Below are 22,364 nucleotides of genomic sequence, written 5' to 3'. Positions count from 1 at the left end.
GGGTGCCGGTAGGCACAGCCGTGATCAGGACCGGAGAGGATGTCCGAGGTGGCTTTTCCGCGCGCTCGACTACTGGCCGCGCTCGCGGCCACCGGCCTGCTCGTCGCCTGCGGGCACAGCGGCCCGCATTCGGTGGTGACCACCTCGCAACCCCGTGCGGCCCGCAGCATTCCGCAACCGCAGGGCGCGCCGTCCGCACCCAATGCCGTCACCGCCACCCCGGACGGTCTGCGCTTGCGCGGCCAGCCGTGGTGGCCCAGCGGATTCAACGGCCCGCAGCTGGCCACCGATTACGCCGTCAATTTCGGCTGCGGGGCCGAGGTCGATCTGGACGCCTTCTTCCGCGCCCTGCCGCCCCACAGCCTCACCCGATTCGCGCTCTTCCAGGCGTTCGTGGTGAACAAGGACTCCGGCGAACTCAATTTCAAACCCGCCGACGTGGTGTTCTCGGCGGCCGAGAAGTACGGGCAGATGGTGCTTCCCGTGCTGGCCGCGCAGACCGGCGATTGCGGTGACGAGGTCTACAAACAGCGTCAGTGGTACGTGGACGGCTGGACCAAACTCATCGAGGTGCCCGGACGTTCTGTCATGAGCTATCGGGATTGGGTCAATACCGCCGTGGCCCGCTGGCGCGGCTCACCGGTGCTGGCGGGCTGGGAACTGGTCGGCGAACCCGAACCGAGCAATTGCGACCACAACCGCTGCGATCTGCGGCATCGCACCTGCCCCGCGGACGCCGCGCAGGTACTGCGCAAGTTCATGGACGACGCCGGGGATATCGTGCGCACCCTGGATCCCCAGCGACTGCTCTTCGCCGGATACGTCGGCGGCAGCCAATGCGGTATCGCCGGAGACGCGTTCAGCGTGGCCAGCGGATCGCGCAATGTGGACGTGACCGAATTCCACGACTACACCGAGGACGGCAACCCGCTCCCCGGTGACGCGGCCAATGGTCTGGCCCGTCGCATCGCGCAATCCCGGGAACTCGGAAAACCCTTGCTGGTGGGGGAGATCGGCGAATACGCCGGTTCCTGCGACACCCTCGAGAAGCGTGCCGAGATCATGGTGCGGCGCATGGACGGTCAGCGCCGGGCCGGTACCGCGGGCGCGCTCATCTGGGCTTTCGTCCCCGATCCGCGGCATGACGAGTGCACCTACGATGTCGGTCCCGATGATCCGCTCTGGCCGGTGGTCGCCCAGCACACCACCCTCGGCCAGTAATCAGCTGCCGATCACCCGGTACAGCCGCCAATCCGGCTGTCCCGCGCCGTCATTGGGGATCTCCAACTCCAAAGTGGCGATCTGCGCGCCGTTCTCGTACATGCTGGGATAGCGCCGGTTCACCGCATCGGAGGTGCCGCGACCGGAATTCGGCACCGCCAGAATGTATTTCACCCCGCGATCCAGCGGCCGGTTCAGCACCCGCACGAAATCGCGATCCGAGGGGATGACGAACCGATCCGGCTTCTCCGAGGCGACCAGCACCGCGAACCCGTACACGGTATCCATCACCACCGCACCGCGCGGCAGGTCCAGTGCGTCGAGGTATTCGGCCAGCCGCCGCTCGGTGCGGAAGGTCGCGGCGATCCGCACCTCATCGTTGTATTTGGCGGACACATTGTCCGGGTTCGGGAACAGCACCGCCTCGAGCGAATACTCCTGCACCGCCATCAGCTGATTGTTCATGCCCAGCACCGTGACCGGCAGCGCCGCGATCAACAGCACCGCCGCCAGCGCCGCGCCCGCCAGTGGTCGCCAGGCGCGGGAGGCGATCAGCGGTGCGGCAGGCTCGCGGTCCTCGTACTGCCCGGCCCGCTTGGTCGGCGGGAAACCGTGCGCGGGCGCGATGAGCAGGGCCAGAATCGCCGCCAGCGGAATCGCCGCGATATAGAACCGCAGGAACGCGAAGGTGGAACCCATTGCGTAACTGAGCATCTGAAACGCCAGCACCGACCCGAACAGCAGCATCGGCACCGCCACCTGCCAATCCCGCCGCCGAATGCCCAGCGCACCCGTGATCGGAATCAGCAGCGGCAGCAGCGGAGCCAGAATCAGCATGGCCCCGAGCGAATACTGCATCGCCGCGATCGGATTACCGGGCCCGCCCGCCCCCGACTGCGTCAGAATCGCGGAATTGCCGTACTGCGAGGTGAATTGCTGAAACGCCTGTCCGGTGATCAGCCAGCTGGTCCCCGCCCACACCACGAACGCCAGCACCACCGGGGCCGTCACCAGCACCAGATCCATTGCCGCCCCGGCGAATCGATGGTCGGCCGCGCGCCGCCGGTAATAGCTGAGCCCGAACACCAGCACCGCCGCGCCCATCGCCGGGGCGAGTGCGTCGTATCGGGTCAGATATCCCAGCCCCAGCGCGATACCGGTGGCCACCAGATCGTGCACCCCATCGGTGCGCACCCAGCGCATCAGCCGTCGCGCCGCCCAGCACAGGCAGAACAGGAACAGTGCCTCGCTCATCCCATTGCCGCCGTAGAACACCACCATCGGATTGAGCGCGAACACCAGCGTGATGACGATGCGAAGCCACTGCGGCGCACCGCGATCCCCGCCGATACCCCACACCATCACCACCGCGCCCGCCATGAACAGCGAGGTCATCAGCACCCCGGACAGACCCCACCGGGTGATCCCCGCCGACCACTGCGCGAACGCCACGAACGGCAATTGCGCCAGCGAGGTGAGCGGGGTGAATACGAATCCGATGGCCGACAGATGTGGATCCCGGCTCAGAATCGCGGCCTGGGTCGCCGCCACCCGGCTCAGCGCGTCACCGCCCAGATAACCCCGCCCCGCGGTGAGCAGTACACCCACGCACAGATACAGCACCGCCGATACCGCGAAGATCACCCGGGGTGTGCGCACCGCGGTCATTCGGCCGTCTCCTTCGCGGTGCCCAAACCGTGAAAAGTCTTCTCCCAGTACGACGGATTGCGCACCAGCTGCCAGCACCCCTTGGTCGCGGCCACCGCCATGAGCACCCAGTAGGCCGGGGACAGCAGGCACGCCCAGAGCAGATCCGGCCGGCCGTTCTCCCGGCATGCGATCAGATTCATGTACACCGTCGCCGCGTTCCCGAGCACCAGTGCGATCAGCGCCGGGAAGTACACCGCCGCCGGGAACAGCTTCTCGATGAGCCAGGGCTGCCCGAAAATCCAGGTGAGCGTGACGAACCAGAACAGCAGATTCAGGCAGGCGATGATCGGCGTCCCCGCCAGGATCAGGGTGAACCGCAGGAAGCTGACCGGGCCGATCTTGCGCCACAGCTGGACCGGCCGCCGCGCGTGCACCAGCCAGCTCTGCAGGTAGCCCTTGTACCAGCGCGAGCGCTGCCGAATCCAGTTGATCGGATCCGGATTCGCCTCCTCCAGGGTGGTGGAATCGATGACGGCCGTGGAGTAGCCGCGCGCCGCGATCCGCACCCCGAGATCCGCGTCCTCGGTGACGTTGTACGGATCCCACGCCCCGATATCGATGAGCACATTGCGCCGGAAGTGATTCGAGGTGCCGCCCAGCGGAATCGGCGCGGCACTGCGCATCAGCCCGGGCAGCAGGAAGCCGAACCACAACCCGTAATCCATGGTGAACCAGGCGGTCAGTAGATTCTGCCGGGCATTGTGGAACGCCAGCTTGGCCTGAACGCACACCACCGAACGCGGCAGACCCCGGAACGCCGCCACCACCCGCCGCAATTGCAGCGGATCGGGAATGTCCTCGGCGTCGTAGATGGTGACGATATCGCCGGTGGCGGCGTGCAATCCGTAGTTGCACGCCTTCGGCTTGGTGCGCGGATCGGCGGCGGGCACCAGCACGATGGTGATGTGTTCGCTTCCGGCCGTGCCGATTCCGGCCGCGCGGGCGGCATCGATGGTCGGCGCGTCATCCTCTTCGAGCAGTAGCAGCGCCTGCATCCGATCGCGCGGATAGTTCAGCCCGTTCAGCGCGGCGATGAGATCACCGACCACCTCGGGTTCGCCGTAGGCGGGCACCAGGATCGTGTACGGCGGCAGCTGATCATCCGAAAGTGCCAGCGCCTCTTCATCACTCACGGTCAGAATGGCATCGCGCGCCATACCGCGAGTGAAGATCAGCACCCTGTCCACGATCACCGCGATATACCCCAGCGTGCACACCGCCACCAGCACGGTCAGCGTCGTCAGCGGTGCGAAGACCGCGCACACCAGCACGATCAACACCGCGGCGATGACCGTATTGCGTTGCCACGGCAGGAAAGCCACCGAGGCCGAGGCCATCGGATCGTTCTCGCGCAAACCCTGCACGGCGGTGCGCAGCGCGTGCTCGCGCTCCTGCGCGGTGGCCAGACCCGGTAGCTCAGCGCTCATTCGCCGCCCCCAATCGCACCATCTCCCGGCCCACCGAGATCAGCATCTCGCCGTCCTTGAGCTCGAGATCGACATCGTCGAGATCGGAATCCGGATCGACATTGACCGCATTGCCGCGCAGGAACTGGTGCAGCAGATTGTTCAGATTGCTGACCGCCCACGGCTCGGGCTGCGGGAAGGCGGCCTCGGGCAGGTGATTATCGGCCGCGATCAGACTGACCCGCTCCGCTCCGCCCGTACCCTGCCAGTTCCAGCTCAGAAAGCTCCAGCTGAGCAGCCGCTGATCATCGAGGACGGTATTGAGCCGCGCGGTCACCCCGTACCCCAGATCGACCTGCCTGCCCGCGGTGACGCGCGGCTGGATCAGCTCGTACATGGTGAACTGCGGATACCGGTCCACATTGTGCGGGCTGTCCGAGCGCAGGATATCGACCATGATGCGGCGTCGCCGGGATTCCTTGTCCCACTCCGGATTACCGCGCTCGGCCCGAATCCGCTGCCGCACCCAGGTGGTGTTCGGGCCGTAATACCTGGAGGCCCACGGGTATTGGCGCTCACCCAGCAGGGTCCAGCCGCCCGGTATGGCGGGCGCGTGCGCGATCACCAATCCCGGAATGACCGGACTCGGAACCTTGTACTCCTGCGGCACCGGAATCATCGCGAACAGGGCCGCCGCCACGATCGCGGTCACCGCCGCACTGCGCGACTGCGCCGCCGTGAGTGGGCGCACCGGCCGATTCAACGGCCGCACATGCGACCAGCCGCGCTGATCCAGATACATGATCGCCGAGACCGCGAACACCGCCGTCACCGGCGGAACCAGTTGGTACACAAGCTGATGCGCGTGCGGGAACACGATGGCCAGCAGCGCCAGCACCAGCGTGCCGACCCCGATCGCCCCGGCCGCCGCCGCCAAGGCCCGCTGCCAGGTGCGCCCCGCCGCGATGGCGGCGGCGATGGTCGCGAACACCAGCGCCGCCATGCCCTCGGCCAGTTTGGTCGCGCCGAACAGCACCACCATGCCCCGGTAGAACCACGGGAATCCGGCCAGGAACAGCAGCCAGGCGGGCCAGAACCGGAATACCGGCCGCAGCCCGAACATCAGAATGCTCACACTCATCAGGAACAGCGGCGCGGCAATGAGATCCAGGTGCAGCACCTCGTACTCGTACCGGTACCGCAGCACCAGCAGCCCCTGCAGCGCCGCGGTCAGCGCCAGCCCGAGCATGCCGACGATAATGTCGGATTGCCGGTCGTAGATGGGCAATTCATCCTGATGCCGCAGTGCGATGCCGATCGCGGCGAACAATGCCAGCACCGGCAGCGCGAAGACGAAACCGATATCCGAACCCTGCCGCACATCCTCGATGAGCTCGGCCCACAGATTCCAGAACGCCCCCACCGTGCAGGCCAGCACCAGCGCGAACCGCGCCACCGTGCGCCACGGTATGGCCCGCCACCAGTGCGCGGACCGCGGGGGAGCCTCCAGGGTGGCCGTCATCGGAGTCAGCGGGTGCGGCGACGGCGCAGCAGAATGACGATCCCGGCGAGGACGCCGACGCCCAGCAGCGCGCCACCGGTGATGGCGAGCGTGCGCGCCAGCGGAATTCCGGAATCGTCGCTCGCAGCGGCGGCGGCCTCGGCCTGCATCGAGGCGGCGGGATCGAAGAACTCCGGATCCCGATCACCCGCCTGCAACAGCACCGGCCCGGCCATGCGGAAGGACCGTTCCGGATCGGCCACCAGCCAGTTCAACAGCCGATCCAGATGCTGGGGAGCCTGCGTCGAGGTCGCGATCACCACCGTGCGGTTTCCGCTCCAGGTGGCCTGTAGCGAACCGAATTCGATCGGCGGCGACAGATCGATCCGCGACCGCAGATACGCGTCATCGCCGTACACCGTGAGCGTCTCGCCGTGCCGATCCAGCGGCAGCGTAATCGATTCCGGCACAGCGCCGTTCGCCGCGATCAGCACCACCGGCAACTTGCTGCGCACCGCATCGTCGAAGGACACCAGCTCCGGCCGCAACGGCACCGAGGTCAACCGCTGCGCGGCGATCAGCACCTGCGCGGCCCGCACGGTATCGGCGAAACCGGGGGTCTGCAATCCCACCTGCACCCGGGGCAGCAGCGACTGCGGCACCGAGCCCAGCCCGCCCGGCACCGGCGGCTGCGCGAGCTCACCGCGCACCTCGCCGTCCGGATCGATGGTCAGGGTCACCGGCTGCTCCAGCCCGCAACCGTGCGTGAGTCCGGCCTGCTGCAGGGTCACCGACACCGTGGTGAACCGCGCCAGCAGCTCATCGGGAATGGTGATCCACTGGTTGAACGCCCCCGAGGGCTCCACCGGCCACGCCGCGATCTGACGGTTGCCGATGGTCACCGCGAGCTGTCCGTTCAAGGTGTCCGGCAGCGGAGTGTGGTTGCCGTGCAGGTGAACTCGCACACCCTTGGACGGACGGCCGAGCCGCGTCTGATCGATCGCGAAATCCACCCGCACATATCCGATGGCGGTGGCGCTCAACGCGCCCTGCCCGAGTTCCTGCAAGGTCGTGGTGTCCGGGGCCAGCTGCGGTGCGGCGGGCAATCCCACGGCCGTGGCGGCCGATGCCATCGCCGCTTTCGCCAAATCACTGGTGAGCAAACGGATCTGGATCGGCAGCGACTTCTCGTCACCCGACACCGTCAGCACCGGCGCGGGGCCACCGCTCAACCGCACACCCGCGTCCGAACCCTCCCGCACCACGATCTGCCGTTCCAGGAAGGCGGGCGGATGATCGGGAAGCGCTGTGCCGGAATCGATTCGGCGGATATCCACCGCCACCGGCTGCCGGGTGTACCGCGCGGTCACCGCCGTACTCAGCGCCAGCACCGCGGCGCTCTCGGTGGTGCTCGGATTCGCGGGCACGTACAGGGTCAGTCGTTGCAGCGCGGGCGGCAGGAACTCCGCCACCGTGGTGGGCTGTGCCTCCTCGCCGAAGTAGACCACCGACGCATCGGACATTGTCGCGGGCCTGCCCATCCAATCGTCGACGCAGATGCCGGGCTCCGGTACCAGCGACGAGGTCAGCGTCACGGTCACCGCGTTGTTCTCCACCTCGGCCCCGAGCAGCGAAATACGCACCGGCGCACGGGGATCCGGCGGCAACGTGACCCGATCCAGGAATTTGTCACCGGACCGCGCGTCCAGGGTCGCCCGCGCCACATTCGGCGGCAACTGCACCGTTCCGGTGATCGCGGTCGGCGCGAGACCCGGTAGCAGCGGCAGGGTCAGCGTGACCTCGTGCTCTCGGCCGGGGAACTCCAGCGATTTGCCCATACCGAGGCCGGGCAGTGCGATCGGACGGTCCGCCGGTTCGGCGTGGACCACCGCCGGCGCCGCCGTCACCGCGAAAACCGCTGTCAGCAAGGCGAACGCAGCGCTCGCCGCACGCAAACTCATGAAATGGTCTCCTGTGTGGGTGCGCGCGCGGCGCGCTTACAGCCAGGTCGGATCGCCGAAAACGCCGCCGCTGTCATCGACTTCGGCGGATTTGGCGTAGAGATAGGTGTACTGCCGGATCGACACCGGTCCGGTGCACTGATTGACCGCGATATGGAAATCGCGAATCACGATCTGCACCTCTTTGCCCGGCAGCAGATCCTTGTCCGCGACCGGAATATCCTTCACCTCGCCTGGGCTCAGGTTGACGCTCATCGGGACCTGGATATTGGGTCCGATCACCGCGAGCCCGAGGCCCGGATCCGGCACGATGGGGATATTCGCGGTGGGCGCGTAGACCTGCGGAATCGCGCCGAGGTTGCCATTGAGCAGGTTCACCGAACAGCCCACGTGATACCCGGTCTTGAGCTGTCCGCCCGCGACCCCGTCGACCCGTCCGTACGCCACATTGCTGACCAGGGCCTCACGCGTGGTGCCGACCTGATTCAGCGGTGCGATCCGATTGACCGATTCGGTGCGATTGCCGACGGTGAAGCTGCCGAAGGGTGAGGGATAGGTCCGCTCATGCGCGGGCATGGTGATGACATCGGCCTGGGCGGTAGGCGAGGAGCACAGCGCGATCCCGCTGGCGAGTAAAAACATCCCGAACGGTTTCGACCGCATGGGAAATTACGGTAATAGATGAAACGCATGACAGACCCGTAAGACACGGGCAACCGACCGCTCAGTTCGTGTCGGGTAGACCGTTCCGCACGATCGCGACAACCCAGCGAATCGCCATCACGGTCGCACCGGCCAGTACCGCGGTCTGCGCGGAACCGGTGACGAGCAGCAGAATCAGGGCGATGACCAGCCCGGCCGCGAGGGCCTCGAGCTTGAAGAGCGGCCAGGCCGTGCCCGCGATATTCACGGTCGCGACGCGCACGGGGGTGCGGTGCATCTGCGTTGGGTGAACCACTGCCATGTTCAAAGGCTACCCGCAGACTTAAAGTTCGGGCAAACGAACTTTCTGTCGGGAACATAACAACATCGGGAGGTGTTACCTGCGTCATGCCACTCACTGGAGAATACGAACCCAGCACCTCGGATTGGGCCCGCGAGCAGGCCGATCTCTACGAAGGCTCGAACGGGGCCGAAGGCGGCACCCTGCAGGGCAAGCCGATCATCCTGCTCACCACACGCGGCGCCAAGAGCGGCAAGCTGCGCAAGACCGCTCTCATGCGTGTCGAACACGAAGGGGAGTACGCGGTCGTCGCCTCGCTCGGCGGCGCGCCCAAGCACCCCGTCTGGTACTGGAACATCAAGGCCGATCCGCACGTCGACCTGCGTGACGGCGCGGTGGTCAAGGACTACACCGCCCGCGAGGTCACCGGCGAGGAACGCGATCTGTGGTGGAAGCGCGCGGCGGAGGTGTGGCCCGACTACGACAACTACACCAAGAAGACCGACCGCGTGATCCCCGTCTTCGTGCTCACCGAGCGCGACTGAGTTTCCTCCCATTCACCCGATACGCCGACCGGCATCCCCCGGTCGGCGTATTGCCGTCCGGCCCGCGTCAGTAACATGTGCCGGGTGTCGGATCCGCTTGTAGTCGCAGAGAAAGTATCCAGTCACGTGCCCGAGTTGAGCGCGGACGAAATCGATGCTGCCGCGAAGCGAATTTCCGAGATTATCGAGCCGACCCCGCTGCAGCGAATCGCGCGGCTGTCGGCGGACAAGGATGCCGAGGTCTACCTCAAGCGTGAGGACCTCACCGCCGTGCGCTCCTACAAGCTGCGCGGGGCCTACAACCTGATCGTCCAGCTCAATGCCGCCGAACGCGCCGCCGGCGTGGTCGCGGCCAGTGCCGGAAACCACGCCCAGGGTGTGGCTTTCGCGTGCAAGGCGATGGGCATCCACGGCCGCATCTATGTCCCCACCACCACCCCCAAACAGAAGCGCGATCGAATCCGCGTGCACGGCGGTGAATTCGTGCAGCTCATCGCCATCGGCGATACCTACGATGCGGCCGCCGCGGCCGCCGTCGACGATGTGGCGCGCACCGGCGCGACCATGGTCCCGCCCTTCGACGATCCGCGCACCGCGGCCGGACAGGGCACCATCGCCGCGGAGATCCTGGAACAGCTCGACCGCGCACCCGATCTGGTGGTGGTCCCGGTGGGCGGCGGCGGCTGCCTGGCCGGAATCAGCACCTATATGCGGGAACGCGCACCGCACACCGCGATTCTGGGTGTGGAACCGGCGGGCGCGGCCTCCATGACCGCCGCCCTGGTGGCCGGCGGCCCGGTCACGCTCCCTGAAATCGATCCGTTCGTGGATGGTGCGGCCGTGCGCCGCATCGGCGGCGTGCCCTACACCGCGGTGTCCCGGCTGGGCGGGGGAGTGCGCTCGCACGCCTCGCTGCCTTTACTGACCACGACTGAAACCCGTGGCGGCACAAGCGCTTTCCGCATGATGACGGTCGACGAGGGCGCCATCTGCACCGCCATGCTCGAGCTCTACCAGAACGAGGGCATCGTCGCCGAACCCGCGGGCGCGCTCGCCACGGCGGCCCTGCGCGAAATCGATCTCGCACCGGGCTCGACCGTGGTGTGCCTGCTGTCCGGCGGCAATAACGATGTCTCGCGCTACGGTGAGGTCATCGAGCGGTCGCTGGTGCATCGGGGCCTGAAACACTATTTCCTGGTGGACTTTCCGCAGGAGCCGGGCGCGCTGCGGCGCTTCCTGGACGAGGTGCTCGGCCCGGACGATGACATCACCCTGTTCGAATACGTCAAGCGCAATAACCGGGAGACCGGTGCGGCGCTGGTCGGCATCGAACTGGGTTCGCCGGACGGACTCGAATCGCTGCAGAAGCGCATGGACGAATCCCCGATTCGCGGCGAACGCCTGGAACCGGGCTCGTCCGCGTACCGCTATCTGACCTGATCGACGCGATCCCGGGCAGAGCGGGGAAGAGCCCTGCCCGGGACGGTCGTGCGCGATCCACCCCACGGGATCGCGAGTCCGGAATCAGATGTGCATCAGATAGCCGGTACCGGACGCGTGAATGAGCTGCGGCTCACCCAGCTTCCGGGCCAGCTGTCGAACGACATCCTCGACATTCGCCGATGCCGCTGTGCCACAGCAGTATTCGGCGATCTCACGAACGCTGACCGGGGTGCCCGCGCGTGCGGTCAGCAGTTCGAGGGCATTGAACTCGCGCGAGGTCACGGTCAGCAGCACGCCACCGCGCCGCACCCGGCGGCGCAGTCGATCCACCACCAGATCGCCCACCGCCAGCACCTGCGCGGGGGAGCGCTGCCGCGATCCGCACAGTGTCCGCACCCGCGTGGCCAGCTCGCTGAGCGAGAACGGTTTGGCCAGATAGTCGTCCGCGCCACTGGCGTACCCCTCAGCGCGCTCACGCGGACCGTCCCGGGCGGTAATGACCAGGGCGGGCGTGCGCCGCCCCGATTCCCGTTGTCCCCGAATCAAATCCAGCCCGTCGCCATCAGGCAGGCCCCGATCGACGATCAGGCAGTCATAGCTGCGCGTACCGCAGCTCTGCCCGGCCTCGGAGAGATTCCGGGTCAGATCGACGGTGTACCCGGCCCCACGCAGCCCGCTCGCGACCCGTTCGCCCAACTCGTCGTCGTCCTCGCACACCAGGATCCACAGGTCGCGGGGCGTCATCCGATCGTCGGGCATGCGGTCAACGGTGCCAGGTCGATCATGAACGAATCATGATCGGATGGATTTGCGAAGTCGGGGTTAACGCGCAGCCGCGGTATCTACGATGAACCCGAGTAGTCGACTACGCGTGAATATCGAATGCCTGGGCGGGAGCATCAATTCATGAAGAGACTTGTGGTGTGTTGTGACGGCACCTGGAAGGCCGAGTCTTCCACCACGGTGTCGAACATTGTGAAAATCGCACAAACGGTATGTCATGCCGGTGCGGATCGGGAAGGCCATCCCATCGGCCAGCGCGTCTATTACATTTCCGGCCCGGGGGCTCGCGGCTTCACCACCGATCGCCTGCTCGGCGGGGCATTCGGCCTGGGCCTGGAGGCCAATCTGTCGGCCGCCTACTGGCAGCTCGCCTTGAACTGGGAACCGGGCGACGAAATCTTCATCTTCGGTTTCAGTCGCGGCGCGTACACCGCGCGCAGCCTGGCCGGAATGATCAATCGCCTGGGCATCTTGACCTATAAATCCATGATCGACGGAAAATATCCGGACGCGCTGAAGATCTACCACACCAGAAAGGTCAATCCGGACGATCCGGACCCGCCCGAATGGGCCGAATTCCGCCGCGCCAATTGCTATCCCGATCCGGTGGTAATCAACTTCCTCGGTGTCTTCGACACCGTGGGCGCGATGGGCATCCCCGGTATCACCGCCTGGCGGCACCGCTTCCACGATGTCCGCCTCTCCCGCACGGTCCGCTGCGCCCGCCAAGCCCTGGCCCTCAACGAACGCCGCCGCGCCTTCGAGCCCTGCCTCTGGGAAGTCCCCGTCGAAATCGACGAGAAATACCGCCGCACCGACCGCGTCAAACAGGTCTGGTTCGAGGGCGTGCACAGCGATATCGGCGGCGGTTACCCCGAATGCGCCCTCTCCGACATCACCCTGCACTGGATGATTCGCGAAGCCGAAGCCGAGGGCCTGGTCTTCGACCACGACCGGCTCACCGTCCTGCGCGAACACTGCCCGCACCCGCCGAAAAAGCATCTCCTCCTGCACAATTCCCTCGGCACCGGCTTCAAGATCCTCAATTTCCTGCGCTTCCTGCGCCACCCCCGCAGCCCGCGTTTCTACTGGGATTCCTGGCGTCGCATCCTCACCCCGACGGACCAGGCGGGCTATCTCGCGTCATCCGTCCAGCACGCCCACCAATACCTGCCCGCCAATCTCGTGCGCTGGCGCGAAACCCTCGACGGCTCAATGCCATCGAGTCTGATCGAATCCACCGAACTCGGCCCCCTGGACGCCCCGGAACCGGAATCCGAATCGGCGTCCGCCGCCTGAGGCCGGTGGATATTCACGCGCGCCCTATACCCACTCAACCCGCCGATCAACCCCGGATACACCGAATTGCCTTGCCACGCCGGTATCGTCGCCATACATGACGGAAAAGAAGCTCATCGGCCTGCTCGTCGGTGCGTTTGTTTGCGCCTCGATATTCACCATGAATCCGTCCGCGGCCTGGGCGTCCGGTGATACCGGCCCCGCCGGAGTGGCTCCCGCGGGTCCCGGCCCCGGCGACAAGTCCCTCCCCGCGGGTGCGGCTCCCGAACGCGTCGTTCCCGCCCCGGAACGCATCATCCCCGCGCCGCCGCCGGGCGCCGGTGCCTGGTGCCCGACGCTCTGACCTGCGGAATCTCCCAGACCTGACAGTCCTCTAACCTATCGAACCAAAAGTGCCACGGGTAGCCGGGCGAACAGCTTCTCCAATCGCGATCGCCCGGAGAATGTATGGCCGGTCAAACGATCGGTCCAATGGCCCTGGGGGAGATCCAGAACGGTATCTCCCCAGCCACCGGCTTCATCGAGTCGAATACTGTGCCGGGTGACCGCGACAATGACCTCCGGTGTTTCACCATTGCGCCCGCGGGCGTAGGACACCAGATGTTTGGCATGGTCACCGGATGCGAACAGCGGCGTATATGTTCCGCCGACAAAGCATTCGGGGCGCTCCCGGCGCAGCCAGAGCGCATATGCCACGATCCACATTTTCACCGCACCGGTGGGCTCCAGATCCGGTGTCCCGGTGAGTGATTGCAAGAGCAGCGAGCGGTGGGTGAAGTCGACGGGCCGGCGATTGTCCGGGTCGACGAGCGAGTCCTCCCAGAGTTCGCAGCCCTGATAGATATCCGGGATTCCCGGGCCGCACAGTTGCAGCAGTTTCTGCGCCAGCGCGTCGGTCCAGGCGTGCGCCGCGAGATCGGTGACGAATTCCCCCAATTCGACGCCGACGGGTCCGTCGACAATGGCGTCGATCCAGCGGTGCACCGCATTCTCGAATTCGAGATCCGGTTCCTCCCAGGAGGATTGGGTCCCCGCCTCGCGAACGGCCTTCTCCGCGAACTGATGTATGCGTTCCCGGAATCCGGGCACGGCCGCGGCGGCGCGGCCGTCGGCGGGCCATACGCCATACATGTTCTGCAGCAGGAACAGTGCCGTCGCCCCGTCCGGACCGGGTGCGATCTCATTCCACGCGCTCACCGATCGCGCCCACACATCGGGCACCTGCGACAGCATGCCGATGCGCGCCCGGGTGTCCTCGCCGCGTTTGGTGTCATGGGTGGACAGCGTGGTCATGGTGGCGGGCCAGCGGGCCGCCCGTTCGGCATTGGACAGATGGAATTCGATCACCGACGCCCCGAAGCGGGCCGGGTCCGCGCCCATCTCCTGCAGCGAGACCAGCCGGGCGGCGCGGTAGAACATGGTGTCCTCCACGGCTTTCGCCGTGACGGCCCCGCACACCTGATGGAATCGGGTGGCGGCCTCACCGCGAATGGACAGCGCGGTCACCAGCACCTGCAGCGGCGCGGTGAGTTCGCTGTTGCGCCCCGCCACTTCGGCGACCACCCTGCCGATGGTGCCGGACAGCGGCGCGTAATCACCGCGCGCGACCGGCATATACGACAGCACCTCGATGGTGGCGTTGGTCAGCGCCATGGTGTCGAAGGCGTCGGCGCGCGCATCGCGCTTGATCGCCGCGACCAGCCGCCGCACCTCCGGCACCAGCATGGTCTCGGCGACCGCGCGCTTGATCCGATGTTCGTGCTCGGTGAACCAGGCGCGATCACTGCCGTGTCCGGTGAACTGCCGGGACAGTTCGGTGAGCGTCTTCTCGCCGTCCGGATCGATGAGCACCCCGCCGATATCGGCGAGCGCGTCATAGCCGGTGGTGCCGTCGATCGGCAGTCCGGAGTCGAGCGTCTCACCGTGCGCGAGCACCTTCTCCACCAGCAGCAGGCGCTGCGGTCCGATGAGTTTGCGCAGGCGCGTGAGGTATTCGCCGGGATCGGACAGCCCGTCCGGATGATCGACCCGCACCCCGTCGATCAGATCGTGCTCACACCACGCCGCGAGTTCGCGATGGGTGGCGTCGAAGACGACCGGATCCTCCTGCCGCAGCGCCGCCAAACCGCCGACGGTGAAGTAGCGCCGGTATCCGCACAGTCCGGACTTCCAGTTCACCAGCCGATAGTGCTGCTTATCGTGAATGCGCAGCGCGTTCTCGCCGTCGGTGCCGGGCGCGATGGGGAAGCGCATATCGCGCAGCGCCAGCATGGGTTCCAGCCCGCCGCGATCCACCGACAGTGCGGCGGGATCGTTCTCATTGGCCAGCACCGGCAGCGCGAGCCGCCCGCCCGCACCATTGGCCGGACTCCAGTCGATATCGAAGTAGTGCGCGTACTTCGACTCCTTGCCGTGCGTGAGCACATCCCACCACCACGGGTTCTGCCGTGGATCGGCGACGCCGACGTGGTTGGGCACCAGATCCACGATCAGGCCCATACCGCGCCCGCGCACCTCGTCCGAGAGCGCTTTGAGCCCGGTGGGCCCGCCCAGCGCCGAGGACACGGTGGTCGGATCGGTGATGTCGTAGCCGTGCGTGGAGCCGCGGGTCGCGGTCAGTACGGGGGACAGGTACAGATGCGAAATACCGAGCTGCTGCAGGTATTCGGCGATCGTGCGGGCATCGGCGAAGGTCAGTGCGTCCGGGCGCAATTGCAACCGATAGGTGCTGCGCACGGGCGTCTGCCGCGTGATGGGGCCGGTGTGATGTTCGGGCGTGCTGGTCATGGCCTTCTGAATCATGCCGTACGGCGCAGTACGAGTAGGCAGCGTGCGGGCACTGCCATGGTGGACGAGGCGTTATGGGGTTGATCGTCGGCGGCGGCACCGGTGGGTGTCGAACAGTCCAGCTCCACCTTCCAGACCGCACCGTGTTCGGCGGGCGGGAGGGTGAAATCGATTCCGGCGTCATGGGCATTGAAGCAGAGCAGGAACGAATCGTCGGAAATGCGCTCGCCACGGGGCCCGGGTTCGCGGATGCCGTCACCGTTGAGGAACACGGTCAGGGTGCGGCCGAAGCCGGTTTCCCAATCGGCATCGGTCATTTCGGTGCCCGCGGGGGTGAACCAGGCGATGTCGTCCGGATGGTCATGGGTGGTCGCGGGCCGTCCGTCGAAGAATCGCCGCCGCCGGAACACCGGGTGCGCGGTGCGGATCGCCACCGCGCGCCGGGTGAAGTCGAGCAGATCGGTATTGGTGTGCATGAGGGACCAGTCCATCCACGACAGCGGTGAGTCCTGACAGTAGACATTGTTGTTGCCGTGCTGGGTGCGGCCCAATTCGTCACCGTGCAGCAGCATCGGGGTGCCCTGGGACAGCAGCAGGGTGGCGAGCAGATTGCGAGATTGCCTGGCGCGCAGGGCGATTATCTCCGGATCATCGCTGGGACCCTCGACGCCGCAGTTCCAGGAGCGGTTGTAGTTCTCGCCGTCGTTATTGCCCTCGCCATTGGCGTCATTGTGTTTGTCGTTGTAGGACACCAGATCCGCGAGCGTGAAGCCGTCGTGCGCGGTGACGAAATTGATGCTGGCGCTGGGTCTGCGCCCGGTCGCCTCGTACAGATCCGACGAACCGGTGAGCCGGGATGCGAACTCGCCCAGCGTCGCTGGTTGTCCGCGCCAGTAATCCCGCACGGTGTCACGGTATTTCCCGTTCCATTCGGTCCAGGCGACCGGGAAATTGCCGACCTGATAGCCGCCCTCGCCGACATCCCACGGCTCGGCGATGAGTTTCACCTGGCTCACCACCGGATCCTGGTGCACCAGATCGAAGAAGGTGGCCAGCCGGTCCACATCGTGCAGTTCCCGCGCGAGGGTCGCGGCCAGATCGAAGCGGAATCCGTCCACGTGCATATCGAGCACCCAGTAGCGCAGCGAATCCATGATCAGCTGCAGGGTGTGCGGATGCCGCACGTTCAGGCTGTTGCCGGTGCCGGTGTAATCCATGTAGTGCTGCGGATCATCGTCCACCAGACGGTAATACGCGGCATTGTCGATCCCCCGGAACGACAGCGTCGGCCCGAATTCATTGCCCTCGGCGGTGTGGTTGTAGACCACATCCAGGATCACCTCGATGCCCGCCGCGTGCAGCGCCCGCACCATGGCCTTGAATTCGGTGACGGCCGCGCCGGGCGTCTTGCTCGACGCGTACTCCAGGTGCGGAGCGAAGTAGCCGAAACTGTTGTAGCCCCAGTAGTTTCGCAGTCCGCGATCCAGCAGCAGCCGATCGTGCAGGAACTGGTGCACCGGCATGAGTTCCACCGCGGTGATGCCCAGGCTCAGCAGATGCGCCACGATCGCCGGATGCGCCATGCCCGCGTAGGTGCCGCGCAATTCCGGCGGTACGTCCGGATGGGTGATGGTCATACCCTTCACGTGGGTCTCGTAGATGACCGTCTCGTGGTACGGGCGTTTGGGCGCGCGATCATCGGCCCAGTCGAAGAACGGGTTGATCACGACCCCGGTCATGGTGTGCCCGAGGGTGTTCTGCCCGTGGTTGTAGGGCGCGGCATCGGCCCCGAAATCGCCCTCGAACGCCTTGCCGTACGGGTCCAGCAGCAGTTTGCTGGGATCGCAGCGCAGTCCGCGCGCGGGATCGAACGGGCCGTGCACCCGGAATCCGTAGCGCTGACCGGGGGCGATACCGGGCAGATAGGCGTGCCAGACGTACCCGTCGACTTCGTCCAGGGGTACGCGCGTCTCGCGATTGTCGTCGCCGAGCAGGCATAACTCGACGCGCTTGGCGGCCTCGGAGAACACCGAGAAATTGGTGCCTGCTCCGTCGTAGGTGGCGCCCAGCGGGTAGGCGGTTCCCGGCCAGACACCCGGGGGTGCCGTGTCGGTAGTCGCGGGAGCCATGCCCAGACCCTATCGGTCCGGATCGACCCCCGAATCAAGTGCCCTCCGCCAGGTCTGGCCGATCAGATCGGCGCCGAAGCTGTGATGCGGATTCGATTCCACCAGTTCGAATCCGGCGCGCTGGTAGATGTGCCGCGCGGAGGTGAGTACGTCATTGGTCCACAGCACCAGTTCGCGGTAGCCGGCGGCGGTGGCGAAGCGCAGGCATTCGTCGACCAGTGCGCTGCCGACGCCGAGGCCGCGGGCGGTCGGTTCCACCAGTAGCAGCCGCAGCCGGGCGGTGTCGTCGTCCTCGCGCATGCAGTAGACGCAGCCGACCGGATTACCCTGGTATTCGGCGATCCAGGCCCGTTCCCGTTGCGGGTCATGGGAATTCAGGAAGTCGGCGACGATCCGCGCGACCAGCGCTTCGTAGTCGCCGTTCCAGCCGTACTCGCGGCTGTAGAGCACGGCATTGCGTTCGATCACCCAGCCGTGGTCGCCGGGGCGGGGTGCGCGCACCAGCACGGCGGCGGGATCGGGCTCGGAGTCGGCGTCCAGAATCTGCTCGATGGTGTGCATCGCGCCGATCAGCCGCCCGCGCGTGCCGGGGGAGTGCGATTCCAGCAGTTCGCCGATCTGCCGCTGGGTCAGGCCGTCGAGTTCGGCGAAGGCCGCGTGGCCTTTATCGGTCAGCTCGACCACCTGTTTGCGGCCGTCGCTGTCCGAGCGGCGGCGCGCGATCAATCCCTTGTCCTGGAAGCGGGTCAGGATGCGGCTCAGATAGCCCGCGTCCAGATCCAGGGCGCGGCGCAGATCCACCACTTCGGCCGCACCGAAATTGGCCAGTTCGAACAGGATTCGCGCTTCGGTGAGCGAATGTTCGGTGCCGAGCAGGCCGCCCTGCAGCACCCCGATGACGCGGGTGTAGCGCCGGTTGAAGGACCGGACGGCGGTGATGTGGTCGGCGGTCACGGAGCGTTCGGCGGTCGTCATGCTGTCCCCAATCCTTTGACTCTGTCAAAGAATATGCCGCCGCTGCTAGTCACGGGCCGGTTCTGGTAACTTGAACGGTGTTCAAGCCGCCTCGTGAAGGATTCCCTGTGGCACTGACACCCGACGAGATCACCGCGATCGACAGCGCGCACGTCTGGCATCCGTACGGCGGATTCCCGGCGACCACCGAACCGCTGATCGTCGCCTCCGCGTCCGGTACCCGGCTCACCCTGGCCGACGGCCGCGAACTCGTCGACGGGATGAGTTCGTGGTGGGCGGCGGTGCACGGGTATCAGCATCCGGTGCTGGACGCGGCACTGCTCGCGCAATCGCGGCGGATGAGTCACGTGATGTTCGGCGGGCTGACCCATGAGCCCGCGGCGCGGTTGACCCAGCTGCTGGTCGAGCTCACGCCCGAGGGACTGGACAAGGTCTTCCTGTGCGACTCCGGCTCGGTATCTGTCGAGGTCGCGGTGAAGATGTGCCTGCAATATCAGCGCGCGCTCGGGCATCCGGAGAAGTCCCGGCTGCTCACCTGGCGCGGCGGGTATCACGGCGACACCTTCACACCCATGAGCGTGTGTGATCCCGAGGGCGGTATGCACGCGCTCTGGACCGATGTGCTCGCCCAGCAGATCTTCGCGCCCGCACCGCCGAGCGACTATGTCCCGGAATACGTTTCGGAACTGGAACGGCTGATCCGCACGCACGCAGCCGAATTGGCCGCGGTGATCGTGGAACCCGTGGTGCAGGGCGCGGGCGGTATGCGCTTCCACGATCCGCGCTATCTCGCCGATCTGCGCAGGCTCTGTGACGCGCACGGCGTGCTGCTGGTCTTCGATGAGATCGCCACCGGATTCGGCCGCACCGGAACGCTTTTCGCCGCCGAGGCGGCCGGGGTGCGGCCCGATGTGATGTGCGTGGGCAAGGCGCTCACCGGCGGGTACATGACACTCGCGGCGGCACTGTGCACCTCGGAGATCGCCGAGACCATCAGCCGATCGCACGGCGGGCTCATGCACGGGCCGACCTTCATGGGCAATCCGCTGGCGTGCGCGGTCGCGGTGGCCTCCATCGAACTGCTGCTGTCCCGCGATTGGCGGGGCGAGGTGCGCGCGATCGAGGCCGGACTGAGATCGGGTTTGACTCCCGCCCTTGACATCTCGGGGGTCGCCGACGTTCGCGTGCACGGCGCGATCGGCGTCGTCGAACTCGACCATGACGTGGACATGCGAAAAGCCACGCATGCCGCGGTCGAATGCGGCGTGTGGTTGCGGCCGTTCCGCAACCTGATCTACACCATGCCGCCCTTCATCAGTTCGACTCGGGACGTGGAGCGCATCACCACCGCGGTGCTCGCCGCCGCGGCGGTGTGAGCGCTCAGCGACTGGCGCGTTTCTCCCGGACTCGTTCGGGATTCTCGGTGTCCGACAGCACTTCCCAGACGCGGAAGACGCAGTGGTAGTCGTCGGACCAACCGCGTGCGATCAACATGAAGGTGTCGCCGTCGCGCAGGATCGTGCGGCGGCTGATCAATTTCGGATGATCGGGAATGAATTTCTGTACTAGATCGGGCAGCTTGGCGAGAGCTTGCTCGCGGGTGCCGACCACTTCGGTGATGACCTTCGGCGACCAGTTCTTACTGTCTCCGAAGCCGGTCGTCTGCTCGACCACTATTGCCCATCGTGGCATCGCGCAGCCTCCTTATAGCATCCAGCATAGCCCGGCGGATGCCTCCTGAACGGTGTTCAAGTATGCTGCGGAGCTGTGAGTGCCGATCCCTTGAGCTGGCTGGACGAACGCGCCGCCGAGCGCGTGGACGCCGGACTGCGCCGCGAGCTACGCCCCCGCGCACCCGAGACCGCGAGCATCGACCTGGCCTCCAACGACTACCTCGGACTGGTCCGGCATCCCGAGGTGATCGACGGAGCCGTCGACGCGGTGTGCAAATGGGGCGCGGGCTCGACCGGATCCCGTCTGGTCACCGGGACCACCGCCGAACACGAACTGCTGGAGACCGAACTCGCCGAATTCGTCGGGGCCGAAGCGGGATTGGTCTTCGCCTCCGGATACGCGGCGAATCTGGGCGCGGTCACGGCACTGGCCGGGCGCGGATCGCTGGTGGTGTCCGATGCGGGCAGTCACGCCTCACTGGTGGACGCCTGCCGGTTGTCGCGGGCGCGCGTGGAGGTTGCCGCGCACCGGGATCCGGGCGCGGTGGACCGGTTGCTGGCCGAGCGCACCGAGGAGCGGGCGCTGGTGCTCACCGATTCGGTCTTCAGCGCGGACGGTGATCTCGCGCCGCTGGCCGAACTGCATCGGGTGACCCGGGCCAATGGCGCGGTGCTGATCGTGGACGAGGCGCACGGCATCGGCGTGCGCGGCGACGGCGGGCGCGGACTGGTGCACGAGGTCGGCCTGGCCGGGGAACCCGATCTGGTGATTACCGCGACGCTGTCCAAAGCCCTTGCGGCACAGGGTGGTGCGGTGCTGGCCAGTGCCCGGGTGCGGGCGCACCTCATCGATTCGGCGCGGACGTTCATCTTCGATACCGGACTGGCTCCGGCCGCGGTCGGTGCGGCGCGCGCCGCGCTGCGGGTGTTGCGCCGCGATCCAGGTATGGCCGCGCGCGTATTGGAGCGGGCCGCCGATCTGGCGCGCATCGCCGGTGTGCCGCAACCTGATTCGGCCGTGGTCTCGGTGGTGCTCGGTGAGGCGCAGGTCGCCTACGACGCCGCCCAGGCGTGTCTGGCCCGCGGGCTCAGCGTCGGCTGCTTCCGGCCGCCCTCGGTGCCCGAGGGCACGTCGCGACTGCGGCTGACCGCGCGCGCGAACCTCACCGACAATGACATCGCCACCATCGCAACGATTCTCGGCGAAGTGCTGGCGCAAGCACGCGAACGGACGGCTGTCGCCTCATGAGTCTGCTCTTCATCACCGGCACCTCGACCGATGTCGGCAAAACCATCGTCACCGCCGCCCTGGCGGCCACCGCCGCCGCGGCGGGCGCACGGGTGGCCGTGGTCAAACCGGCCCAAACCGGTATCGCCCCGGGCGAACCCGGCGATCTCGCCGAGATCACCCGGCTCAGCGGTATCACCCGCACGGTGGAACTGGCCCGCTATCCCGAACCCCTGGCCCCCGATACCGCGGCCCGCCGCTGCGGTCAGCCGCTGCTTACCCTGGCCGAAACGGTGGCCGGTATCGAATCCTGTGCCGACGCCGACCTCACCCTGGTCGAAGGCGCGGGCGGACTGCTCGTCCGCATGGGCGAATTCACCCTCCTGGACCTGGCCCAAAAACTCGACGCCCCCGTCCTGGTGGTCGCCGCCGCCGGACTCGGCACCCTCAACCACACCGAGTTGACCACCCGCACCCTGCACTCCGCGGGCGTCCACTGCGCGGGCCTGGTCATCGGCTCCTGGCCCGAAACCCCCGACCTCGCCGCCGACTGCAACCGCACCGACCTCCCCGCCGTCACCGGCGTCGACATCATCGGCACCCTCCCCGCCGGCGCGGGCTCCTGGTCCACCGACCGCTTCACCACCACCGCCCCCACCTGGTTCGACCCCGCCTGGACCGCCCGCCACCTGCACCCGGCCAACTAACTCCCCCCCCCCCCCGCGTCATCCCGGCAGCCATTCTCCCGGCCTCACGATTT

The 22,364-nt window shown here is 66.8% G+C and carries 19 protein-coding genes; 8 read left to right on the top strand and 11 right to left on the bottom strand.

The features are described 5' to 3' along the window. Positions 1-132 precede the first annotated feature (132 nt). Positions 133-1,221, top strand: a complete 1,089-nt coding sequence (locus tag ACFC0O_RS42695) for a beta-mannosidase (RefSeq protein ID WP_375968238.1) — start codon at positions 133-135, stop codon at positions 1,219-1,221. Here ACFC0O_RS42695 and ACFC0O_RS42690 read toward each other — a convergent pair whose 3' ends face one another. The 6 genes from ACFC0O_RS42690 to ACFC0O_RS42665 all read right to left on the bottom strand — a co-directional run bounded on the left by ACFC0O_RS42690 (position 1,222) and on the right by ACFC0O_RS42665 (position 8,763). After that, positions 1,222-2,889 carry an ArnT family glycosyltransferase gene (locus tag ACFC0O_RS42690; protein WP_375968044.1) on the bottom strand — a complete coding sequence of 556 codons (1,668 nt, stop codon included), beginning with the start codon at positions 2,887-2,889 and terminating at the stop codon, positions 1,222-1,224. Next, positions 2,886-4,358, bottom strand: coding sequence for a glycosyltransferase (locus tag ACFC0O_RS42685; RefSeq protein ID WP_375968043.1), 1,473 nt, complete (start codon positions 4,356-4,358; stop codon positions 2,886-2,888). The genes ACFC0O_RS42690 and ACFC0O_RS42685 overlap by 4 nt, the downstream gene beginning before the upstream one ends. Further along, positions 4,348-5,859, bottom strand: coding sequence for a hypothetical protein (locus ACFC0O_RS42680; RefSeq protein WP_375968042.1), 1,512 nt, complete (start codon positions 5,857-5,859; stop codon positions 4,348-4,350). Before ACFC0O_RS42680 ends, ACFC0O_RS42685 begins: the two co-directional genes overlap by 11 nt. Before the next feature lie 5 nt (positions 5,860-5,864). Continuing rightward, entirely contained in the window at positions 5,865-7,799 is a 1,935-nt protein-coding gene (locus ACFC0O_RS42675) for a hypothetical protein (protein WP_375968041.1), read from the bottom strand. Between the two features lie 36 nt (positions 7,800-7,835). Next, positions 7,836-8,462, bottom strand: coding sequence for an MspA family porin (locus ACFC0O_RS42670; RefSeq protein WP_364643512.1), 627 nt, complete (start codon positions 8,460-8,462; stop codon positions 7,836-7,838). A 61-nt stretch (positions 8,463-8,523) separates the two neighbouring features. After that, positions 8,524-8,763 (bottom strand): hypothetical protein, encoded by a 240-nt coding sequence (locus tag ACFC0O_RS42665; protein WP_375968040.1) that lies wholly within the window; start codon positions 8,761-8,763, stop codon positions 8,524-8,526. A gap of 86 nt (positions 8,764-8,849) precedes the next feature. Here ACFC0O_RS42665 and ACFC0O_RS42660 point away from each other — a divergent pair, with 86 nt between their 5' ends. Together ACFC0O_RS42660 and ilvA are read left to right on the top strand one after the other, a co-directional pair. Continuing rightward, positions 8,850-9,287 (top strand): nitroreductase family deazaflavin-dependent oxidoreductase, encoded by a 438-nt coding sequence (locus tag ACFC0O_RS42660; protein ID WP_375968039.1) that lies wholly within the window; start codon positions 8,850-8,852, stop codon positions 9,285-9,287. Positions 9,288-9,362: 75 nt separating this feature from the next. Further along, complete coding sequence (gene ilvA, locus ACFC0O_RS42655; RefSeq protein ID WP_375968038.1) at positions 9,363-10,727, top strand: threonine ammonia-lyase IlvA; 1,365 nt, start codon at positions 9,363-9,365, stop codon at positions 10,725-10,727. Positions 10,728-10,811: 84 nt separating this feature from the next. Here the strand turns inward: ilvA and ACFC0O_RS42650 are convergent, their stop codons facing one another. Further along, positions 10,812-11,489, bottom strand: a complete 678-nt coding sequence (locus ACFC0O_RS42650) for a response regulator transcription factor (RefSeq protein WP_375968037.1) — start codon at positions 11,487-11,489, stop codon at positions 10,812-10,814. Positions 11,490-11,636: 147 nt separating this feature from the next. On the opposite strand from ACFC0O_RS42650, the gene ACFC0O_RS42645 reads away from it, so the two are divergent. Together ACFC0O_RS42645 and ACFC0O_RS42640 are read left to right on the top strand one after the other, a co-directional pair. Continuing rightward, positions 11,637-12,812 carry a DUF2235 domain-containing protein gene (locus ACFC0O_RS42645; protein WP_375968036.1) on the top strand — a complete coding sequence of 392 codons (1,176 nt, stop codon included), beginning with the start codon at positions 11,637-11,639 and terminating at the stop codon, positions 12,810-12,812. Positions 12,813-12,909: 97 nt separating this feature from the next. Continuing rightward, positions 12,910-13,155: a hypothetical protein gene (locus ACFC0O_RS42640; RefSeq protein ID WP_375968035.1), complete on the top strand. Its 246-nt coding sequence runs from the start codon at positions 12,910-12,912 to the stop codon at positions 13,153-13,155. A gap of 35 nt (positions 13,156-13,190) precedes the next feature. On the opposite strand, the gene treY is transcribed toward ACFC0O_RS42640, so the two are convergent. Genes treY through ACFC0O_RS42625 form a run of 3 tightly spaced genes read right to left on the bottom strand, consistent with a single transcriptional unit; the run spans position 13,191 to position 18,703 of the window. Then, entirely contained in the window at positions 13,191-15,599 is a 2,409-nt protein-coding gene (treY, locus tag ACFC0O_RS42635; RefSeq protein ID WP_364643492.1) for a malto-oligosyltrehalose synthase, read from the bottom strand. Between the two features lie 11 nt (positions 15,600-15,610). Beyond that, positions 15,611-17,728 carry a glycogen debranching protein GlgX gene (glgX, locus tag ACFC0O_RS42630; RefSeq protein WP_375968034.1) on the bottom strand — a complete coding sequence of 706 codons (2,118 nt, stop codon included), beginning with the start codon at positions 17,726-17,728 and terminating at the stop codon, positions 15,611-15,613. A 9-nt stretch (positions 17,729-17,737) separates the two neighbouring features. After that, on the bottom strand, positions 17,738-18,703 hold the full coding sequence (locus tag ACFC0O_RS42625) for a GNAT family N-acetyltransferase (RefSeq protein WP_375968033.1): 966 nt from the start codon (positions 18,701-18,703) through the stop codon (positions 17,738-17,740). 107 nt (positions 18,704-18,810) lie between these two features. Between ACFC0O_RS42625 and ACFC0O_RS42620 the strand changes: the two genes are divergently transcribed. Next, entirely contained in the window at positions 18,811-20,079 is a 1,269-nt protein-coding gene (locus ACFC0O_RS42620) for an adenosylmethionine--8-amino-7-oxononanoate transaminase (protein WP_375968032.1), read from the top strand. Positions 20,080-20,083: 4 nt separating this feature from the next. Here the strand turns inward: ACFC0O_RS42620 and ACFC0O_RS42615 are convergent, their stop codons facing one another. Continuing rightward, positions 20,084-20,395: a hypothetical protein gene (locus ACFC0O_RS42615; RefSeq protein WP_364643481.1), complete on the bottom strand. Its 312-nt coding sequence runs from the start codon at positions 20,393-20,395 to the stop codon at positions 20,084-20,086. A gap of 75 nt (positions 20,396-20,470) precedes the next feature. On the opposite strand from ACFC0O_RS42615, the gene ACFC0O_RS42610 reads away from it, so the two are divergent. Together ACFC0O_RS42610 and bioD are read left to right on the top strand one after the other, a co-directional pair. Next, positions 20,471-21,625, top strand: a complete 1,155-nt coding sequence (locus ACFC0O_RS42610) for an 8-amino-7-oxononanoate synthase (protein ID WP_375968031.1) — start codon at positions 20,471-20,473, stop codon at positions 21,623-21,625. Then, complete coding sequence (gene bioD / locus ACFC0O_RS42605; RefSeq protein ID WP_375968030.1) at positions 21,622-22,311, top strand: dethiobiotin synthase; 690 nt, start codon at positions 21,622-21,624, stop codon at positions 22,309-22,311. The genes ACFC0O_RS42610 and bioD overlap by 4 nt, the downstream gene beginning before the upstream one ends. The last annotated feature ends 53 nt before the right edge of the window (positions 22,312-22,364 follow it).

It is taken from the genome of Nocardia sp. NPDC056100, assembly GCF_042266325.1.
GTDB lineage: Bacteria > Actinomycetota > Actinomycetes > Mycobacteriales > Mycobacteriaceae > Nocardia.
Note: the sequence above shows the minus strand (reverse complement) of the source record. Positions and strands in the feature narration are given on the sequence as shown.

Bases quoted from the DNA above. Each gene is read 5' to 3' on its own strand.
- ACFC0O_RS42690 (WP_375968044.1), bottom strand. From the start codon at position 2,889: ATGACCGCGGTGCGCACACCCCGGGTGATCTTCGCGGTATCGGCGGTG.
- ACFC0O_RS42685 (WP_375968043.1), bottom strand. From the start codon at position 4,358: ATGAGCGCTGAGCTACCGGGTCTGGCCACCGCGCAGGAGCGCGAGCAC.
- ACFC0O_RS42680 (WP_375968042.1), bottom strand. From the start codon at position 5,859: ATGACGGCCACCCTGGAGGCTCCCCCGCGGTCCGCGCACTGGTGGCGG.
- ACFC0O_RS42675 (WP_375968041.1), bottom strand. From the start codon at position 7,799: ATGAGTTTGCGTGCGGCGAGCGCTGCGTTCGCCTTGCTGACAGCGGTT.
- ACFC0O_RS42670 (WP_364643512.1), bottom strand. From the start codon at position 8,462: ATGCGGTCGAAACCGTTCGGGATGTTTTTACTCGCCAGCGGGATCGCG.
- ACFC0O_RS42665 (WP_375968040.1), bottom strand. From the start codon at position 8,763: ATGGCAGTGGTTCACCCAACGCAGATGCACCGCACCCCCGTGCGCGTC.
- ACFC0O_RS42660 (WP_375968039.1), top strand. From the start codon at position 8,850: ATGCCACTCACTGGAGAATACGAACCCAGCACCTCGGATTGGGCCCGC.
- ilvA (WP_375968038.1), top strand. From the start codon at position 9,363: ATGTGCCGGGTGTCGGATCCGCTTGTAGTCGCAGAGAAAGTATCCAGT.
- ACFC0O_RS42650 (WP_375968037.1), bottom strand. From the start codon at position 11,489: ATGCCCGACGATCGGATGACGCCCCGCGACCTGTGGATCCTGGTGTGC.
- ACFC0O_RS42645 (WP_375968036.1), top strand. From the start codon at position 11,637: ATGAAGAGACTTGTGGTGTGTTGTGACGGCACCTGGAAGGCCGAGTCT.
- ACFC0O_RS42640 (WP_375968035.1), top strand. From the start codon at position 12,910: ATGACGGAAAAGAAGCTCATCGGCCTGCTCGTCGGTGCGTTTGTTTGC.
- treY (WP_364643492.1), bottom strand. From the start codon at position 15,599: ATGACCAGCACGCCCGAACATCACACCGGCCCCATCACGCGGCAGACG.
- glgX (WP_375968034.1), bottom strand. From the start codon at position 17,728: ATGGCTCCCGCGACTACCGACACGGCACCCCCGGGTGTCTGGCCGGGA.
- ACFC0O_RS42625 (WP_375968033.1), bottom strand. From the start codon at position 18,703: ATGACGACCGCCGAACGCTCCGTGACCGCCGACCACATCACCGCCGTC.
- ACFC0O_RS42615 (WP_364643481.1), bottom strand. From the start codon at position 20,395: ATGCCACGATGGGCAATAGTGGTCGAGCAGACGACCGGCTTCGGAGAC.
- bioD (WP_375968030.1), top strand. From the start codon at position 21,622: ATGAGTCTGCTCTTCATCACCGGCACCTCGACCGATGTCGGCAAAACC.